The following is an 18,318-nucleotide window of genomic DNA, read 5'->3' as shown; positions in this document are numbered from 1 at the left end:
GTTGTGGAGTCATAAATGGATATTACCGAATTATTAGCGTTTAGTGTGCAACACAAAGCATCTGATTTACACTTATCGTCAGGTGTTTCACCTATGATACGCGTAGATGGTGATGTTCGCCGCATTAATATACCTGCACTTGCAGACAAAGATGTAAACAGCCTTGTTTACGACATTATGAACGATAATCAGCGCAAGGACTACGAACAAAATCTAGAAGTGGATTTTTCGTTTGAAGTGCCTAACCTTGCTCGGTTTCGTGTTAACGCATTTAACTCAAACCGCGGCCCTGCAGCGGTGTTTCGTACCATCCCTAGCGATGTACTGACGCTTGAAGATTTAGGTGCGCCAGATATTTTTAAAACAATATCAGATAACCCGCGTGGTTTAGTATTGGTTACCGGCCCAACTGGTTCGGGTAAATCAACAACGCTTGCGGCTATGGTCGATTATATAAATCAAACAAAACATCACCATATCCTCACGATTGAAGATCCTATCGAATTTGTACACGATAATAAACTCAGTCTTATTAACCAACGTGAAGTACACCGAGATACGCACAGCTTCTCTAATGCACTGCGCAGCGCGCTGCGTGAAGACCCGGATGTAATACTCGTTGGTGAGCTACGTGACTTAGAGACTATTCGCCTTGCGATGACCGCCGCAGAAACCGGCCACTTAGTGTTTGGTACGCTACATACCACCTCGGCACCAAAAACGATTGACCGTATTATTGATGTATTCCCAGGTGAAGAAAAAGATATGGTGCGCTCAATGCTTTCTGAGTCACTGCGCGCCGTTATTTCGCAAACACTACTTAAAAAAATTGGCGGTGGACGCGTGGCCGCGCACGAAATTATGATTGGTGTACCGGCGATTCGTAACTTAATTCGTGAAGATAAAATTGCACAAATGTATTCGTCTATCCAAACGGGTGCATCACACGGTATGCAAACCATGGATCAATGTTTAAATAATTTAGTTAATCACGGCATTGTGACAACCGCAGCCGCAAAAGAAAAAGCCCAAGATAAAACCCAGTTTGGTGGCTAAGGACATATTATGAATTTATCTTTAAATCACTTTTTACACATAATGATTGATAAAAAAGGCTCGGATTTATTTGTCTCTAGCCAATTACCAGTCAGTGCAAAAATTAATGGTGAGCTTATCGCTCTGAGCGACGATAAGTTAAGTGATGAGCAATCGCTTGCGCTTGTAGAATCAGCGATGAGCGATAAACAAAAAAACGAGTTTCATACCACTAAAGAGTGTAACTTTGCGATAGCCACAGACGAAGGGCGTTTTCGTATATCGGCTTTTTGGCAGCGCGATAGAGCGGGTATGGTTATTCGCCGCATTGTAACGCAAATACCTGATGTAAGTGATTTAGGGCTGCCCTCTACCCTTACCGATGTGATTATGTCAAAACGCGGGTTAGTGCTGTTTGTTGGTGGTACTGGCACGGGTAAATCAACTTCACTGGCTGCCTTAATTGGCTACAGAAACCGCAACCAGCGCGGCCATATACTCACCATTGAAGATCCGATTGAGTTTGTGCACGAGCACCGTAAAAGTATTATTACTCAGCGCGAAGTAGGGCTTGATACCGACAGCTTTGAATCGGCACTTAAAAGCTCTTTACGCCAAGCACCCGATGTTATTTTAATTGGTGAAATACGCTCGCAAGAAACCATGGAATACGCACTGAGCTTTGCCGAAACGGGTCACTTATGTGTGGCTACATTGCATGCTAATAATGCCAACCAAGCCATTGACCGTATTATGCACTTAGTGCCTAAAGAAAAACACGACAAGCTTAAGTACGACTTAGCGCTAAATTTACGCGCCATTGTTGCCCAGCAACTTATTCCCACTTCTGATGGGGAAGGGCGTGTAGCCGCGATTGAAATATTATTAAACTCACCCATGGTGGCAGAGCTAATTAAAAATGGGGATATTGGTGGCATAAAAGAGGCCATGTCTAAGTCTAAAGAAATGGGTATGCAAACCTTTGACCAAGCCTTATTTGAGCTATACAAACAGCAGCGTATTAATTACGCCGATGCACTACATCATGCTGATTCGCCAAACGATTTACGCTTAATGATTAAGCTGCGCAATAATGAGCAACAAGGTGCAGGATTTTTACAAGGTGTAACCATTGATGGACTAGATGATAAAAACAGCAATTAACACTGCATTTTATCCATAAAAAAAGCGCCGCTGGGCGCTTTTTTTATGGATAAAATTACTTATAACGTTTTATACCACTGCGGTGTTTTTCTACCTTTAAAATAGATTACGTAATTAAAGGAGTCGGCATTACTTATTCACCATAACTGGCTTCAAAAAAACTCTCTAAAATAATCACTGCCGACATATTATCGACATTTCCTTTCCCTAAATTTTTATAGCCACCGTGTTCAAATAAACGCGCTTTTGCATCGGCGGTTGTGAGTCGCTCATCTTGTGTTTGCACCGGTATGCCGTAATGATTGTGCAAGCGGTTAGCAAACTTTTTAGCCTTAAAGGTTACCTCTTGCGAAGTACCATCCATATTAAGGGGTAACCCGACGACCATTAAGTCGGGTTGCCACTCTTTAACTTGAACCGCAATATGATCCCAATTAGGAATACCATCTTGGGCTTTTACCGCTTTTAAGCTAGACGCACTGCCTGTGAGCTCTTGTCCTATGGCAATACCAATGCTTTTGGTGCCAAAGTCAAAGCCCATTACGGTGCGCTGGCCTTGCGGCTTAAGGTTTTTTTTCGTCATTATCGTTCTTTAAGCGTGTCCAGCTTCGCTGCAAAGTTGGCTAACATCAAAGCCTAGCATTGAAACTGCTTTTTCCCAGCGTTTTTCTACCGGCGTATCAAAAATGATCTTCGGATCGGCTTTAATGATCAACCAACTGTTATCTAAAAGCTCTTTCTCAAGTTGTCCTTGCTCCCAGCCCGAATAACCAAGCGTAATAATAAATTGCTCAGGTGCGTGGGCGGTGGTCAGGTTGGCAAGTACGTCTTTTGATGTGGTGATCATTATATCACTGCTAAGCTTTTGGCTTGCAGAATAGCCTGGCTGAGGTGAATGAAGTACAAAACCTCGGTCGGTTTTAACCGGACCACCTGCAAACACAGAGACTTGCGCGGCTTGTTGGGTTTTGTCGTTGTCTATTTCTATTTTATCTAAAAGCTCACCAACGGTCACATCAATAGGCTGGTTGATCACCAATCCCATAGCCCCATCTTCATTGTGCTCACAAATATAGGTAACGGCACGTTTAAAAAAAGGGTCTTGCATCGACGGCATAGCGATTAAAAAATGATTTTCTAATGATTGCATAGATTTCACCCTTTTAGTTTATGAATACTTATTGAACTTTGAGTATGGCATAGATATATACGTAGCGTATAAAAAGTCCATTAATTGTATGAAATACTTAAATTAATGGACTTTTAAATGGTGTTTATTTAGCGAGCTTACGCTCAATTGCGTCAAACAAAATACCGGTAATAGATATATCGTAAGCGGCTTCAATTTCACGTACGCAGGTTGGTGCTGTTACGTTAATTTCGGTGAGCTTGTCGCCAATAATATCTAACCCTACAAACACTAACCCTTTTTCTTTAAGCGTAGGGGCAACTGCTTGAGCTATTTTAAGGTCTGACTCGCTAAGTGGGCGGGCTTCACCACGGCCACCTGCAGCTAAGTTACCGCGGGTTTCACCATTTTGTGGAATACGCGCTAAACAATACGGAATCACTTCACCATCAACAACCAATACGCGTTTATCGCCTTGTTTGATCTCTGGAATGTAATTTTGCACCATGGCAAAGCGACTACCATGCTCAGTTAAGGTTTCGCAAATAACGCCAATGTTTGCATCATCTTCTTTAATACGAAAAATAGATGCGCCGCCCATGCCATCGAGTGGTTTTAAAATAATGTCTTTATGCTCAGCTAAAAACGCGCGTATTTGAGCTTGGCTGCGCGTTACTAGCGTATCTGGCGTATGCTCGCTAAACCACGCTGTAAATAGCTTTTCGTTAGCATCACGCAGGCTTTGTGGTTTATTAATAATTAACGTACCTTCTTGCTCTGCACGCTCTAAGATATAAGTTGCGTAGATGTACTCCGTATCGAACGGTGGATCTTTTCGCATTAAAATAACGTCTAGGTCGGCAAGCGCGATTGTGGTTTTTTCTTCAAGTTCGTACCACTTTTCGGTGTTGTTAAATACCTGCGCTTTTGCTGCGGTTGCATACGATTTACCTTGGCGAAGCGATAAGTCATCCATCTCCATGTAGTAAATTTCGTAGCCACGTTTTTGCGCTTGCATCATCATTGCAAAACCGGTGTCTTTTTTGATGTTAAATCCACTAATAGGATCAGAAATAATACCTAACTTTATCGCCATGCGCTGTGCCTTAATCTAATTATAATGACTACTAGAGTGTTAATAGTTTTAATATGAGGGTGCCATTGAGCTATTTCAATTAGCTAAATCGCCAAATTGTAATTGTAATGCACTTAAGACCGTTAAAGCGGCCGTTTCTGTTCGTAAAACGCGCGGCCCTAAGCGAATATCAACAAAGTGCTGATCTTTAGTTTGCAGCATTTCTTCATCGGTAAAGCCGCCTTCAGGGCCTACTAAAAAGCGTACACCGGCGCTTGGAACGGTTATTGTTTTAATGCTGTGCTCGGCACGAGGGTGCAAAGTGAGCTTAATGGCGTCTGTTTGTTGTTCAAGCCATTGCTTTAAATCAACCGGTGTGTGAACAACTGGTACAAAGTTACGCCCCGATTGTTCGGCGGCTGAAATTGCAATTTTTTGCCATTGTTGGTGTTTTTTTTCTAATCGGTCGCCACTGAGTTTAACGCCACAGCGCTGACTAAAAATAGGGGTGATTTCGCTAATACCAAGCTCAACAGATTTTTGGATGGTAAAGTCCATTTTGTCGCCACGTGATACGCATTGCCCTAAATGAATTTTAAGCGGCGATTCGACATCATGCTCATCAAAACGTTGTGGCATAACAACAACTGATTTTTTAGTTACCTCAATAATTTCACTGAAGTATTCACCGCCTTCGCCATTAAAAATAGACACATGTTCGCCTACTTTCATGCGCAATACGCGGCCAATATGGCCCGCTGCATCGTCGTTTAAAGAAACCGGGGTGTTTAAGGCAATACTCGATGCCTGATAAATATGAGGTACTCGCATGGGGGTCACTTATTTTATAGCGTAAAGGTGTATAGCGCTATGGTAAGTAAGCAGGGCGTTGTACGCAATTATTTATTTTTGTTTAAGTGCCTTGGCAAGTGCGATTAAATCTTTAGGTGTTTCGGCAATATCGGTATCGCACGATAAGTGATTTTTAAAGCCTTCGTCAGTAATACGATTAAATGTATAGCCGTTGTCGTCAAAGCTAACTACGTAGCGTTTTTCATGCAGGGAGTTATATATAAAACGTTGTTTGTCGTCGGCAAGTAGATAGTCGGTGTTATTAAATAACACGCCCTGAATATCGTGGTGCTCGTGTAGGTAAGTGGCCAGTTCAGATACGCTAATTTCGTTTTCTAGGTCGCAATAGCAATAGTCTTTAATGAGTTCGTCAAACATCATTTTTACCAGCTTACGGGTGTTACTGCCTGCAACTATTAAGGTGCTGGGTGTATTGGGTGCCGCGTGCTTAAAATAATACTCGGCAAATGTACGACTAAATTCGTTATCTATATCAATTAACAAATAGTTAGTTACTTCAAATGACATAGGGCCCCGTTGCTTTATGCAAATGTGTTATGCCAGTTAACTAAATACGGGGCGCTTGGCGACTTATTTAATAGCGTGGCGTTAAAGTGAAAACATGCTAATAAGTAAATAGCCTATAGCACAAAAAACAGCAAACTCAATGCATGCTATGCCTATATTGTCCTGATGGTCGACCTCTAAAGCGGCATCAATATTGGGTAATGAAATTGCTTTTATTACAAAACTTAAACAATATAATAACACCCACATTACACCGCAATGCATTACCAGTGTAAATATATTTTCGACCATTTTTCCATTTTGAAAGGCCGCACTAGATAATCCTGCATACACGGCTAGGGCTAAACCTATTGATTTTCCTGCGTATCTAATGCCAATAGAGGTGTTTTCTAGGTTAAAGTTACTTTGCAGTGAGGCACCTTGGTTTGCTTTAGCGAAGCGGTATTCACGGATTTTGCTATCTAGCGCAAACATCCCTTGTAGCGTAAAAAAGCTAACAAAAGCAATAAGTAAGTTACTAAACCCTTGTGCATGAGTCCAGGTATACAAGCCAAGTGCAATAATACAGTTGGCTAATAACATACCAGAATCAACCAATGCAGCGCATACATTTTGCTTTAATATAGCAGCTTCTTCATTAAATCTATGTAATATCCATTTTCTATGAATTAAATGTCCGGCTTTTATAAATGTAAATAATAGAACAATTAAAATAACCACTTTTAATGGATTATGTTGTGCCGTACTCATACTTATTTCATCAAATAAAAACGCCATAGTGGCAATAACCACGGTAATTTCTGAGGCGAAACTAATCCCCATTGCAAAATTATCATGCTGCGCTAGTTCATCTTTAAGTGCCTGTTTTGCTTTTATTTGAGCGACAATTCTAAGACTAAAAATAGTAATGCATATAACCGCAAAACTAATGGCAATCGCAACTAAACTAGTGTTAGATAATGATAAATATGACATGCTGATCCTAAGTAGAGATAACCTTTCTTGGTTTTAGTTATTCTAGTATGGTTAGCGCATATATAAAAGAGAGGATTGATGAGTAACAAAATGCAACTTCCTATTCAATTACAAAAACTTGGCTCAACACGCTTTGCACAGCTGTATCCGCAGCAACCTATACAAGAAGAAGTTGTAAAATTATGTGCTTTGAGCGACTTTGCTTTTCGTAGTTTAGAGTCGCAACCTCAATTAAAAGACTGGTTAATAAACCCCGATGAGCAATTTAGCCGAGACGTGCCCGCGCCATTCGACGGTCTTGACTTGCAGCAAGTAGATGAAAACCAGTGCAATAAGATTTTAAGACAGTACCGAGAAAAATACTGGTTAAAAGTAGCGTACCTCGATTTGTGTTGCGATAACCCAATCAGTGACAGCATAAAATACATAAGCCTATTAGCTGATATGCTAATTAATAGCGCAAATAGATGGGCCCATGCGCAAACGGCAAAAACAGCAGGGGAGCCATTAGATGAGCAAGGTAACTCTTTGCCTTTAATGGTTTTAGGCATGGGTAAATTGGGCGGCCACGAGCTTAATTATTCATCAGATATAGATTTAATTTTTGCCTATCCGCGCAATGTACCGACCCAAGGTGGGCGTAAACGTATTGAAGCCCAAGTCTTTTACACCAAAGTAGCACAAAAACTGATTAATGCACTTAATCAAGTAACCGGTGATGGCCAAGTATTTAGGGTTGATATGCGCTTGCGCCCATTTGGTGAAAGTGGGCCTTTAGTGATGAGCTTTCACGCCATAGAAGATTACTACCAAGAGCAAGGGCGCGATTGGGAACGTTACGCCATGCTAAAAGGGCGGCTAATTGGCACACCCAATCAATATTGGGATGAATTTATACAGCTTTTAAAACCCTTTGTTTATCGTCGATATATTGATTTTTCGGTGATTGAATCGCTCAGAAAAATGAAGCTTATGATAGCCCAAGAGGTTCGCCGAAAACGCCTGACCAACAATATAAAACTAGGTGCTGGTGGCATTCGCGAGGTTGAATTTATTGTACAAGCTTTGCAAATGGTGCGTGGTGGGCGAGAAGCTAACTTACAAACCCAATCGTTACTGTATGCCTTAGAGCAGTTAACGTTAAACCAAGCGATGGATGAGCAAGAAGCGAATGAGCTAAAGCGCAACTACCTACACTTACGTAAAGTAGAGCAATATTTGCAAATGTTTGACGATCAACAAACACAAACCCTGCCCGATGATGAGCTTAATCAGGAGCGCTTAAATTACTTACTCGAGTCTGAAAGCTTTGACCATACCATGAGCGAGATTGAGCAGGTCATGGCCAAAATTCACGATGAATTTTTATTGGTGATAGGGGAGGAAACTGTTCCCCTTGATACCTGCGAAGGTGCGTTTATAAGTGCTTGGGATCATGGTGATGTTAGCTTTTTAAACGATATAAAAGATCAGTGGCAAGTACCACTTCATGATTTTAAACAACGTTTGAGTAAGGTAAATATAGGTAATCGTGGGCGAGATATTCTCGACAAGCTAATGCCTTTATTGCTCAAACAGCTCAGTGACTTTAATGCCAGTGGTGAGACATTTACCTTGGTATGCCAAATTTTAAATAAAATTGTATCGCGTACTGCTTACCTTGAATTGCTTTACGAAAACCAAGGTGCGCTAAAGCAGCTTGTTTTATTATGTTACCATAGTAAATGGATAGGGGAGCATATTTCCCGTTATCCTATTTTGCTTGATGAGCTAATAGACCCTGCTGCCCTTTACAAACCTACGCCGTTGAGCGCCTATAAAGATGAAATACGGCAATATTTTTTACGTATAGAACACGACGACCTAGAGCTACAAATGGAAGCGCTTAGGCAATTTAAGCAAACACATCAATTACGTATCGCGGCTGCCGATGCAACCGGTGTGATTGATGTTATGAAAGTAAGCGATCACTTAACGGCTCTTGCCGAGGCTGTGGTAGACCAAGCCGTTAATATAGCGTGGTATAACACGGTTAAGCGCTTTGGCATGCCACCAAACACAGATGATGAACACAAAGGCTTTGCCGTTATTGCGTACGGTAAAACGGGCGGCTTTGAAGTAGGCTACGACTCCGACCTAGACCTTGTGTTTGTGCATAATCACGACGGTAATAGCAGTACCAATGGCGATAAATCGATTACCTCACGACAGTTTTATTTAAAACTTGCACAGCGCTTAATGCATTTATTTAATACCCGTACCGCCTCGGGCATATTGTATGAGCTTGATACACGCCTGCGCCCTGAAGGCGCCTCTGGTTTATTGGCTATTAACTTAGAGAGCTTTAATCATTATCAGCAAACTCAAGCATGGACTTGGGAGCACCAAGCGCTTGTGCGCGCCCGCGTTATATTAGGCCAAGATGAGCTAAGAGCGCGTTTTGCACAAATTCGTAAACAGATATTATGTGCCCCACGCGATGTAGATACACTCACACAGGATGTGCTTAAAATGCGCGAAAAAATGCGCACGCACTTAGCTAAGGGAAACTCTGAGCAATTTGATTTAAAACAAGATGTAGGCGCCATGACCGACATTGAATTTATAACTCAATACCTAGTGCTCAAAAACGCAAATCAGTTTAGCCAGCTAACGGTGTTTTCCGATAATGTAAGAATACTTACAGACGCTGCCGCGATTGGGTGTATCACTAAAGCCCAAAAGCAGCAGTTAATCCAGGCGTATATTGATTATCGCTCACGTTACCACGTTTTAAGCCTAAATCAGCAAGGTCGCTTGGTGTCGCGTAAGGAGTATCAAACCGATATAGAAAGTGTAACGGCATGCTGGAATGCAATATTTGAACTAGAAACATAAACATTAAAAACCCAAGCACAGGCTTGGGTTTTTATTATGTGTGGGTTTGGTTTATTTACGCTGCTAAGTATTAAGCTTTAAACAATTGCTGCGCACAAATTCAGAAGGTAATTCAGTGATCACCGCTGCGCGCTGTCTGAAGCAAAAAAAAGTATAAACTTCATTTTCAAAGTCATCATTAATTGCACTACCAACTTGGTAAAGCGCTGAGGTAAAACTGCTATCAACCCTAAAATAATCTTTTACAACGTAGTCTTTACTCAAATACCAATATAATTGAATACCTTCGCTTTTAGCGTATTGGTCCAGTACGCCTTTTAACGTTGAGCCGTTTTCAAAGCGTCTTGGTTCACTTGTTCCTGTCCAGCTAGCAGGCATAGGGTCAACGGCTCTGCCGCGCTCTGCTAAAACACGATCAAGTGTTTGCTCTGGCTTTTTAAGCTGCAGTACAAACTTATCGCGCTCCTTATCGGATTTAACTTGGTTACGGATAGACGAATAAAAGCGAGAAAGCCCCTCGGCAGCTGCGTTTTTAGTCTCTTTTATGTCAAACAATGGACCCGTACCGACTAACACATAGATAGCCAGTAAAATTAATGCAACTGCTAGTATTAAATGCTTAACCCAAAACCACATAACTCATGCTCATTTATTATCATTATTTATTTATACCACTACTTTTTATAAAAAGAAGGGGTATTTTTATCAGGGCGTGTTTTAAAACGGCGGTGCAGCCACATGTATTGCTCAGGCGCTGCGTTAATTGATTGCTCAACGCGCTGATTTACACGTGTTACATCTGCTTTATCATCGCCGCTTGGGAAATTTTCAAGCTCAGGTACAATTTCTAAATGGTATTTACCGTGCTCATCACGACGACTAATTAGGCTCATGGTTTCGCAGTGTTTACTTGCTGCAAAAAGTAATGTACCTGTGGTTGTGGCTGTATCTGGCACTGCGTAAAAAGGCACAAATTCACAGCGGTTACGGCCGTAGTCTTGGTCGGGTAGGTAATAACACACCTTTTTATTTTTTAGTGACTTTAACAAGCCTTTTACGTCTTTTCGTCCAATTAAATACTCGTTAGAACGAAGGCGGCCATTGGTTGTAAAGTATTCCATGAGTGCATTGTTGTGTGGGCGGTAAAACCCCAGCCCTTGGCATTTGGTGCCCATAACACGACTCGCCATTTCTAAATGTAAAATATGCGGCACCAATAGCAATACGCCTTTACCTTGAGCCTGCACGCGCTCAAAGTGCTCTAATCCTTTGATAGAGCCATACGCTTTTTTAACGCGCCACTGCGGCCACCACCAAGCCATGCCAGTTTCAACCATGGCAATACCGGTATTTTCCATGTTTTTTAGCACAAGCTGTTGTTGCTCGGCTTCGCTCATATCAGGAAAACACAGCTTTATATTAACCTCGGCAATATGGCGACGACGTTTCATAAATTTATGTACTAAGCGTCCCAATAACTTACCTAAGCTAAGCTGAATTTTTTGTGGCAACCACGAAATCAAATACAAAAAGAAAACGCCAATCCACGTTAGCCAATAACGAGGGCCTAAAAACGAGGCTTTAAAAGGAGATGAGGTGACCACAAAATACTCTCTAAAATAAAAACGCTAGTTTAACGCTTAGTGTTATAAAATACAAAAAGCCAGCAATGGCTGGCTTTAAACGTTACTTTTTAACTTATTAGGCTTTTTTTAAGCCTTGGTTAATACCCAGTAAATCGGCACTTGTTAGTGTACCTGCAGCTTGCTTTAAGCGAAGTGTAGATAACACGTAACGATAGCGTACATCAGCTAGGTTACGCTTAGCATCATACAAGTTTTGCGTGCTTACAAGCACATCAACAATAGTACGCGTGCCTACTTCAAAGCCAGCTTCTGTTGCTTTAAGCGCACTTTGCGCTGATACCACAGCTTGCTCTAGAGCTTTGTAAGTCGCGATGTCTGATACAACCTGGTTGTATGAGGTAATAACGGTACGCGTTACGGCGCGGTAATTTGTTTCGTAATCTTGGCTGGCTGAAACATAAAATGCACGGGCTTGTTTAGTTGCAGCTACGGTTGCGCCGCCTGTGTACAGAGGAACACTTAAATTAACGGCAACCGATGTTGAGTCGGCACGAGGTTGGTCGTTAAAGCTTAAACCATTTATATTTTGGTCAGTTAAAGAATCACCGTAGCTGGCATCAAGTGTTAGCTTTGGGTAGTGGCCAGCTTTAGCAAGCGTGATCTGATCCTTAGCAATATCAACCGTGACTTTAGCCACTTGTAAGCTGATATTATTGTTCTCAGCTACTTTTACAAAGTCAGTCGATTTTTTAACCGGTTTTACTGTTGAAAATGTTTCGGTGTTTAAAAAATCAAGTTTTGCGTGGTACTTACCGGTTATTTCACGCAGTTGCTCGCGTGCGGTTTCAACGGCATTACTGGCAATAATTTCTTGTGCTACTGAGTTATCGTATTGTGCTTGCGCTTCGTGAACATCTGTAATTGCTGTAAGGCCAACTGCGTAGCGCTGTTTGGTTTGCTCTAACTGGCGTTCAATGGCACGCTTTTCGGCTTGCACAAATTCAAGGTTATCAATGGCGCTTAATACGTTAAAATAGCCTTCAGCAACGCGCACAATTAAGTTTTGTTTTGCGTTATCGTATTGCGCATTGGCTTGCAGCGCTTGTTTTTCGGCAATATCAAGTGTATTCCATGCGCCTAAGTCGAATAAGGTTTGGCTTAAACTAACACCACGCGTGAATTGGTCGGTATCGCTGTTTATTTTAACTTGGTCAGCTAAATCACCAACGCTCTGAAAAGAGGTAGAATCGCTTTTTTCATAGCCCATGCTTACGCCAATTTGCGGCAGTAATGCACTCATTGCTAAATCGCTTTCGTAAGATTGCGCATCTGCTTGGGCTTTTGCTTTTAAAACAGTGGGATCGTTAGCTGTAGCAATTTCAAAAACTTGCATTAAATCTTCAGCACTTGCTGTGGTTGTGCCTAATGCGCACGACAAACTAACGAGCGCTGCAAGGATGTTCTTTTTCATGTTAGGTTCAGTCCTTAGACAAATTTTGTACTAAAAGCATGGTAACGTGTTTTGCTTAATAACTAAAAAAGAAATTAGTAAAACTGTATGTTCAAATGTAACAGAATATATTAACAAACTTTAATCGTTTAAATAAGCGGGATGTATAATATGGCAGATAAAAGCTTGGTTCAATTTACACATAAAGATGTGAGCTTAAAAGCAGTTAAAAGTCTGTATAATGGCTTTTTTAAGGTGGATATGTATGAGTTTGAGCATAGCCTGTTTAATGGTGGTACATCGCAACTTATAAAGCGCGAAATACTAGAGCGGGGTGATGCCATTGCTGTTCTACCTTATGATGTAACCACGCAAAGTGTACTTTTAATAGAGCAAATACGTATTGGCGCTATTAACAGCAAACACTCGCCCTGGCTGCTAGAATGTATTGCCGGTATGACCGATGGCAGTACCGATTACGAAGGGGTGGTAAAAAAAGAAGCTTATGAAGAGGCTGGGCTTGAGCTTACTGATCTTGAATTTATGCTCTCTTACCTTTCAAGTCCGGGCGGTACCACTGAGCGCTTACATTTATACCTAGCACGGGCAGATTTAAGCCAAGTACAAAGTGGTGTATATGGCCTTGAAAGCGAAGGTGAAGACATTAAAACCCATATTTTAAGCCTTGATGATGCGCTTTCGCGCCTCAATAACGGTGAAATAGATAACGCGGCAACGGTAATCTGTTTACAGTGGTTGGCGTTAAATCGTGAAAAAATAAGCAGTAAGTGGACATAATTTTAACTTTTTAATACGGCGGTACTTTGACAGCACTTTTAGCAACCCAACGATATATTCAGAGCCTCCCAAAGTACATGACGCTTTGCGAGCATAATTACGTACGTCTTTCAAAGCTATTACCTAAAGAGCGCAGCGCTAATAGTGTGCGTAAAGTTAAATTAGGTCATAGTGAATTTGCCATTATCATTGACGATAGTGCTAAGTACACACTGGATATTTCTATCAAACAGCTAACAGGGATGGTTAAAGGCGTTTCTCCTTTGTATTTAACAATAAGGCTTTATCAAGATGCAAAAGTGGCTGAAATTATTCATCACGATTATCATCAACGGATAAAGCCATCTTATGGTTATCCAAATCCTAAAATGCACCAAAAAGATGAAAAGTATCAACTTAATGCATTTTTATATGACTGGTTAGCAGCCTGTGTAGAGCATGGCCGAGCAGTACTAAACTGGGATATAAACAATGGCTTGGTTTGATGAACATTATCACTTTAATCGCTCATCGCTGCGTGTTGCGCATATAACCGATAGCCATTTATTTGCCGACCCTAACGCAGAGTACTTTAACGTAAACACCGCCGCACATTTTGCACAAGCATTAGCGCACATGGCCTCGCAGTCATTAGATGCGGTTATATTTGGTGGTGATTTAACACAAGATCATAGTTTTGAGTCTTATTTATTATTTGCCGAGCTTATTAATAACGCTGATTTGACCTGCCCAATATTTTGGGTACCAGGCAATCATGATGAAATTGCCATGCTTAATCGTATCAGTGGTGGGCAAATAGTGTCAGCTAAACGCATTATCGCACAAGGATTTGAGCTGCTACTTATAAACTCAAAAGGCCCTACACCTGCAGGGTGGGTGTCTAGTGAGCACTTAAATGAAATTGCGGATTGTTTAGCAAGTTCGCAATCGCAGCATGTGGTGTTTTGTCATCACAACCCGCTTGCTATTAATGGCTATCTTGATAAACACATGCTTGAAAACGGCCCGCAGTTATTAAACGTGTTAGTTAATAGCGCTAATGTAGCGGCGTTGCTGCACGGTCATGTGCATAATCACTATACGCAAACTTTTAGAGAGCTGAGTATTTATGCAACGCCCGCCAGTTCGGTGCAATTTACAAAAAATTGCCCGCAATGGCAGCAAGAAAACCACGGCCCCGCTTATCGAATGTTGCATTTAACTACACAGGACAATGCTTTAACAGTTAAAACGGATGTTGTATGGTTAAACGCGTAATTTATATTCATGGCTTTAATAGTTCTGAAAAATCATATAAAGCTGTGCGCTTTGGCGAGCTTATGGCAAACTATGACGTTGACTATTGCGTACCGCGTTTAAATCACGAGCCCTTACAAGCTATTTTACAGCTTGAGCATTTATTAACGCCAGATACCGCGTTACTTGGGAGCTCACTAGGTGGGTTTTATGCCACCTACTTGTCGCAGCGTTATAACCTGCGAGCAGCATTAATAAACCCAGCAGTAGCACCATTTAACTTATTAGCGCCGCTTATTGGCCACAATTATAATCCGTATCAAGATTATCATTATGAGTTAAATACCAGCCACATGGATGCTTTAAAAGCATTGTATGTGCCTAAATTAACATCCCCCGAACTGCTCTATTTGTTGCAGCAAACGGGAGATGAAGTGTTAAATTATCAACACGCAGTAAATTATTTTTCACAATGCAAACAGTTAGTTGAGTTTGGTGGCGATCACAGCTTTGTTGGTTTTGAACGCACCTTAGATAGTATTGTAGAGTTTCTTAAATTACCTAAAACAAATTAGCCTAAGCGCATATAAAGATAAAAATTATGAGTCAGCAAAATTATAACGCCGAAGCCATTGAGGTTCTCAATGGATTAGAGCCGGTAAAACGCCGCCCCGGTATGTATACCGACACGGTACGTCCAAACCATTTAGGCCAAGAGGTTATCGATAACAGTGTCGATGAAGCCATGGCGGGCCATGCCACTAAAATTGATGTGATCTTACACGAAGATAACTCTCTTGAAGTTATAGACGATGGCCGTGGTATGCCTATAGATATTCACCCTGAGGAAGGTATTCCTGGGGTGGAGCTGATTTTTACCAAGCTGCATGCAGGTGGTAAATTCTCTAACAAAAACTATCAGTTTTCGGGCGGTTTACACGGGGTAGGTATTTCGGTTGTAAATGCGTTATCGCACCGTGTTGAAGTAACGGTAAGGCGCGACGCTCAACAATTTAGAATGGCCTTTGAGAACGGTGATAAAGTTGAAGACTTAAATGTCATTGGCACTGTTGGTAAGCGCAACACCGGTACTACCGTTCGATTTTGGCCCGATGCGAGTTACTTTGACTCAGCTAACTTTTCAATTACTAAATTAAACCACCTATTAAAAGCTAAAGCGGTTTTATGCCCAGGCTTGCGCATTAAGTTTGTTAATAAGCAAACTAAAGAAACGCAAGAATGGTTTTACGAAACAGGTTTAAAGGACTACTTAATTGAAGCTGTTAAAGGCTTTGAAGTACTGCCAAAAGACCCATTTGTAGGCGAGTTTTCAAGCTCGATTGAAGGGGCTGATTGGGCTGTTGTATGGCAACCTGAGGGCGGTGAGTCGATTGCTGAGAGCTATGTAAACCTTATTCCTACCGCACAAGGTGGTACACACGTAAATGGTTTGCGCCAAGGCTTACTTGAAGCAATGCGCGAATTTTGTGAATTTAGAAACTTATTACCGCGTGGCGTAAAGCTTACCCCAGATGATATTTGGGAGCGCTGTAGCTATGTGTTATCGGTAAAAATGCAAGACCCACAATTTGCTGGTCAAACTAAAGAAAAGCTTTCTTCTCGCTCATGTGCAGCGTTTGTATCGGGTGTGGTTAAAGACTCATTTAGCTTATGGTTAAACGAGCACACAGACACTGCAGAATTGCTTGCTGAACTGTGTATTTCAAATGCACAGCGCCGATTGCGAGCGGCTAAAAAAGTAGTGCGTAAACGCGTTACCTCAGGCCCTGCGTTACCCGGTAAACTAACCGACTGCAGTGCAGCCGATAACGACCGTACAGAACTATTTTTGGTAGAGGGTGACTCAGCAGGTGGCTCGGCTAAGCAGGCGCGCGATCGTGAGTTTCAGGCAATAATGCCACTGCGCGGTAAAATTTTGAATACGTGGGAAGTTGAATCAGGGCAAATATTAGCCTCGCAAGAGGTGCATGATATTTCGGTGGCGCTGGGTATTGACCCAGACTCAACTGATTTAACCGGCCTGCGTTATAATAAAATTTGTATATTGGCCGATGCTGACTCGGATGGACTACACATTGCCACCTTATTGTGTGCTTTGTTTGTGCGTCATTTTCCGCAACTGGTTAAAACAGGACATGTATACGTAGCTATGCCACCGCTGTTTAGAATCGACATTGGTAAAGAGGTGTATTACGCCCTCGATGAAGATGAAAAAACAGGTATTTTGGCCCGCATAGAAGCAGAGAAAAAGCGCGGTAAAGTAAACGTGCAACGATTTAAAGGGCTGGGCGAAATGAACCCGCTGCAGCTGCGCGAAACGACAATGGACCCAAATACTCGCCGCTTAGTGCAACTTACGCTAGATGAAGAAGAGCAAACATTAGAAATGATGGATATGCTACTTGCTAAAAAGCGCTCGTCAGACAGACGCCAGTGGCTAGAAGATCACGGTAATAAAGCACAGGTATAATAAGCTTGTGTTTAACACTTGGAGAGGCAAATGAATAAAATACTAGGAAGTTTATTATTGCTTGGCTTAACAACAGCCCCAGCAATGGCAAAAGACATACTAGACAAACTCACCGTAGCACCTGGGTTTGAGGTAAGCTTATTTGCTGATGATGTTGAAAATGCACGCCAAATAGCAGTATCAAAAAAAGGCATTGTTTACGCAGGTTCGCGCAAAGCAGGAAATGTGTATGCGTTAATCGATCATAACAGTGATGGTGTAGCAGATAAAAAAATGGTGATTGCTGAGGGGCTAAACATGCCCTCTGGTTTAGCAATTAAAGATGGCGACTTATACGTAGGTGAAGTACACCGTATTATTCGCTTTAAAAACGTAGACACGCAGTTAAAAGACCCTAAATTTGACGTGGTTTACAACGCGTTGCCATCGGATCGTCACCACGGGTGGAAGTTTTTACGCTTTGCACCCACTGGCGAGCTTATTATTCCGGTTGGTGTTCCGTGTAATATATGCGCCGAAGATGAGCGTTACGGGCGTATTTTTGCACTTGATGTAGAAACCAAACAAATTAAAACAATAGCCCAAGGGGTACGCAACTCAGTGGGGTTTGACTTTCATCCAAGCACGCAAGCATTATGGTTTAGCGATAACGGCCGCGACATGATGGGTGATGATATTCCACCTGATGAAATTAACCGCGTAAGTAAAGAAAACGAGCACTTTGGTTTTCCTTACGTTCACGCCGGTGCCATTGCAGATCCTGAGTTTGGTAAAGGTAAAAACATTAGTGACTACAGCCCGCCAGCGCTTGCGCTAGGAGCTCACGTTGCGCCACTTGGCATTCATTTTTATACCGGTAAACAGTTCCCGGGCTCTTACAAAGAGCAGCTATTTGTTGCTGAACATGGCTCGTGGAATCGTACTAAAAAATCAGGTTATAAAGTGGCTGTAGCCAATGTAGAGCAAGGGCGTATTACTAAATACACGCCATTTATTACCGGCTTTATGCATAACGAAACAACCTTTGGACGCCCAGTTGCATTTGCACAATTAAATGACGGCAGTCTGCTAATAAGCGACGATTACGCAAACGTGATCTACCGCGTAAGCTATAAGAAAAAC

Annotated in this window: 18 protein-coding genes; 9 read left to right on the top strand and 9 right to left on the bottom strand. The window is 41.8% G+C overall.

Features of this window, described 5'->3' with window-relative positions:
* The first annotated feature begins 15 nt into the window (after window positions 1-15).
* Both B4F91_RS04195 and B4F91_RS04190 read left to right on the top strand, forming a co-directional pair.
* Entirely contained in the window at window positions 16-1,056 is a 1,041-nt protein-coding gene (locus B4F91_RS04195) for a type IV pilus twitching motility protein PilT (protein ID WP_004586840.1), read from the top strand.
* 9 nt (window positions 1,057-1,065) lie between these two features.
* Window positions 1,066-2,199 (top strand): PilT/PilU family type 4a pilus ATPase, encoded by a 1,134-nt coding sequence (locus B4F91_RS04190; protein ID WP_064385708.1) that lies wholly within the window; start codon window positions 1,066-1,068, stop codon window positions 2,197-2,199.
* A gap of 133 nt (window positions 2,200-2,332) precedes the next feature.
* On the opposite strand, the gene ruvX is transcribed toward B4F91_RS04190, so the two are convergent.
* The 6 genes from ruvX to B4F91_RS04160 all read right to left on the bottom strand — a co-directional run bounded on the left by ruvX (window position 2,333) and on the right by B4F91_RS04160 (window position 6,758).
* A complete protein-coding gene (gene ruvX / locus B4F91_RS04185; protein ID WP_004586842.1) occupies window positions 2,333-2,782 on the bottom strand; it encodes a Holliday junction resolvase RuvX in 450 nt (149 codons plus the stop codon).
* Window positions 2,783-2,791: 9 nt separating this feature from the next.
* The gene (locus B4F91_RS04180) at window positions 2,792-3,349 is read right to left on the bottom strand and encodes a YqgE/AlgH family protein (protein WP_004586843.1); all 558 of its coding nucleotides are present in this window, start codon (window positions 3,347-3,349) and stop codon (window positions 2,792-2,794) included.
* A gap of 124 nt (window positions 3,350-3,473) precedes the next feature.
* Window positions 3,474-4,424, bottom strand: coding sequence for a glutathione synthase (gene gshB, locus B4F91_RS04175; RefSeq protein WP_029772385.1), 951 nt, complete (start codon window positions 4,422-4,424; stop codon window positions 3,474-3,476).
* A gap of 75 nt (window positions 4,425-4,499) precedes the next feature.
* Window positions 4,500-5,234 (bottom strand): 16S rRNA (uracil(1498)-N(3))-methyltransferase, encoded by a 735-nt coding sequence (rsmE, locus tag B4F91_RS04170; protein ID WP_024031543.1) that lies wholly within the window; start codon window positions 5,232-5,234, stop codon window positions 4,500-4,502.
* A 72-nt stretch (window positions 5,235-5,306) separates the two neighbouring features.
* On the bottom strand, window positions 5,307-5,783 hold the full coding sequence (locus tag B4F91_RS04165) for a hypothetical protein (protein ID WP_024031544.1): 477 nt from the start codon (window positions 5,781-5,783) through the stop codon (window positions 5,307-5,309).
* An 81-nt stretch (window positions 5,784-5,864) separates the two neighbouring features.
* Window positions 5,865-6,758, bottom strand: a complete 894-nt coding sequence (locus B4F91_RS04160) for a hypothetical protein (protein ID WP_024031545.1) — start codon at window positions 6,756-6,758, stop codon at window positions 5,865-5,867.
* Window positions 6,759-6,836: 78 nt separating this feature from the next.
* Between B4F91_RS04160 and glnE the strand changes: the two genes are divergently transcribed.
* Complete coding sequence (glnE, locus tag B4F91_RS04155) at window positions 6,837-9,635, top strand: bifunctional [glutamate--ammonia ligase]-adenylyl-L-tyrosine phosphorylase/[glutamate--ammonia-ligase] adenylyltransferase (protein ID WP_286937192.1); 2,799 nt, start codon at window positions 6,837-6,839, stop codon at window positions 9,633-9,635.
* 63 nt (window positions 9,636-9,698) lie between these two features.
* Here glnE and B4F91_RS04150 read toward each other — a convergent pair whose 3' ends face one another.
* From B4F91_RS04150 to tolC, 3 genes are all read right to left on the bottom strand, one after another.
* A complete protein-coding gene (locus tag B4F91_RS04150) occupies window positions 9,699-10,271 on the bottom strand; it encodes a TcpQ domain-containing protein (RefSeq protein ID WP_121636998.1) in 573 nt (190 codons plus the stop codon).
* Between the two features lie 38 nt (window positions 10,272-10,309).
* Entirely contained in the window at window positions 10,310-11,239 is a 930-nt protein-coding gene (gene lpxL / locus B4F91_RS04145; RefSeq protein WP_054983765.1) for an LpxL/LpxP family Kdo(2)-lipid IV(A) lauroyl/palmitoleoyl acyltransferase, read from the bottom strand.
* A gap of 97 nt (window positions 11,240-11,336) precedes the next feature.
* A complete protein-coding gene (tolC, locus tag B4F91_RS04140; RefSeq protein WP_029772380.1) occupies window positions 11,337-12,692 on the bottom strand; it encodes an outer membrane channel protein TolC in 1,356 nt (451 codons plus the stop codon).
* Between the two features lie 150 nt (window positions 12,693-12,842).
* Between tolC and B4F91_RS04135 the strand changes: the two genes are divergently transcribed.
* The 6 genes from B4F91_RS04135 to B4F91_RS04110 all read left to right on the top strand — a co-directional run.
* Complete coding sequence (locus tag B4F91_RS04135) at window positions 12,843-13,469, top strand: NUDIX domain-containing protein (RefSeq protein WP_004587962.1); 627 nt, start codon at window positions 12,843-12,845, stop codon at window positions 13,467-13,469.
* 26 nt (window positions 13,470-13,495) lie between these two features.
* On the top strand, window positions 13,496-13,954 hold the full coding sequence (locus B4F91_RS04130) for a DUF1249 domain-containing protein (protein WP_286937193.1): 459 nt from the start codon (window positions 13,496-13,498) through the stop codon (window positions 13,952-13,954).
* On the top strand, window positions 13,941-14,726 hold the full coding sequence (locus tag B4F91_RS04125; protein ID WP_286937195.1) for a metallophosphoesterase: 786 nt from the start codon (window positions 13,941-13,943) through the stop codon (window positions 14,724-14,726). Before B4F91_RS04130 ends, B4F91_RS04125 begins: the two co-directional genes overlap by 14 nt.
* Entirely contained in the window at window positions 14,711-15,280 is a 570-nt protein-coding gene (locus B4F91_RS04120) for a YqiA/YcfP family alpha/beta fold hydrolase (protein ID WP_004587965.1), read from the top strand. The genes B4F91_RS04125 and B4F91_RS04120 overlap by 16 nt, the downstream gene beginning before the upstream one ends.
* A gap of 26 nt (window positions 15,281-15,306) precedes the next feature.
* Complete coding sequence (gene parE / locus B4F91_RS04115; RefSeq protein ID WP_055254871.1) at window positions 15,307-17,196, top strand: DNA topoisomerase IV subunit B; 1,890 nt, start codon at window positions 15,307-15,309, stop codon at window positions 17,194-17,196.
* Between the two features lie 30 nt (window positions 17,197-17,226).
* On the top strand, window positions 17,227-18,318 hold a 1,092-nt coding region (locus B4F91_RS04110; protein WP_024031553.1), incomplete at its 3' end, for a PQQ-dependent sugar dehydrogenase.

The organism is Pseudoalteromonas sp. UBA6610, assembly GCF_002433295.1.
Lineage (GTDB): Bacteria > Pseudomonadota > Gammaproteobacteria > Enterobacterales > Alteromonadaceae > Pseudoalteromonas > Pseudoalteromonas atlantica.
The sequence above is the reverse complement of the archived record's forward strand: the minus strand, read 5'-3'. Positions and strand labels throughout refer to the sequence as shown.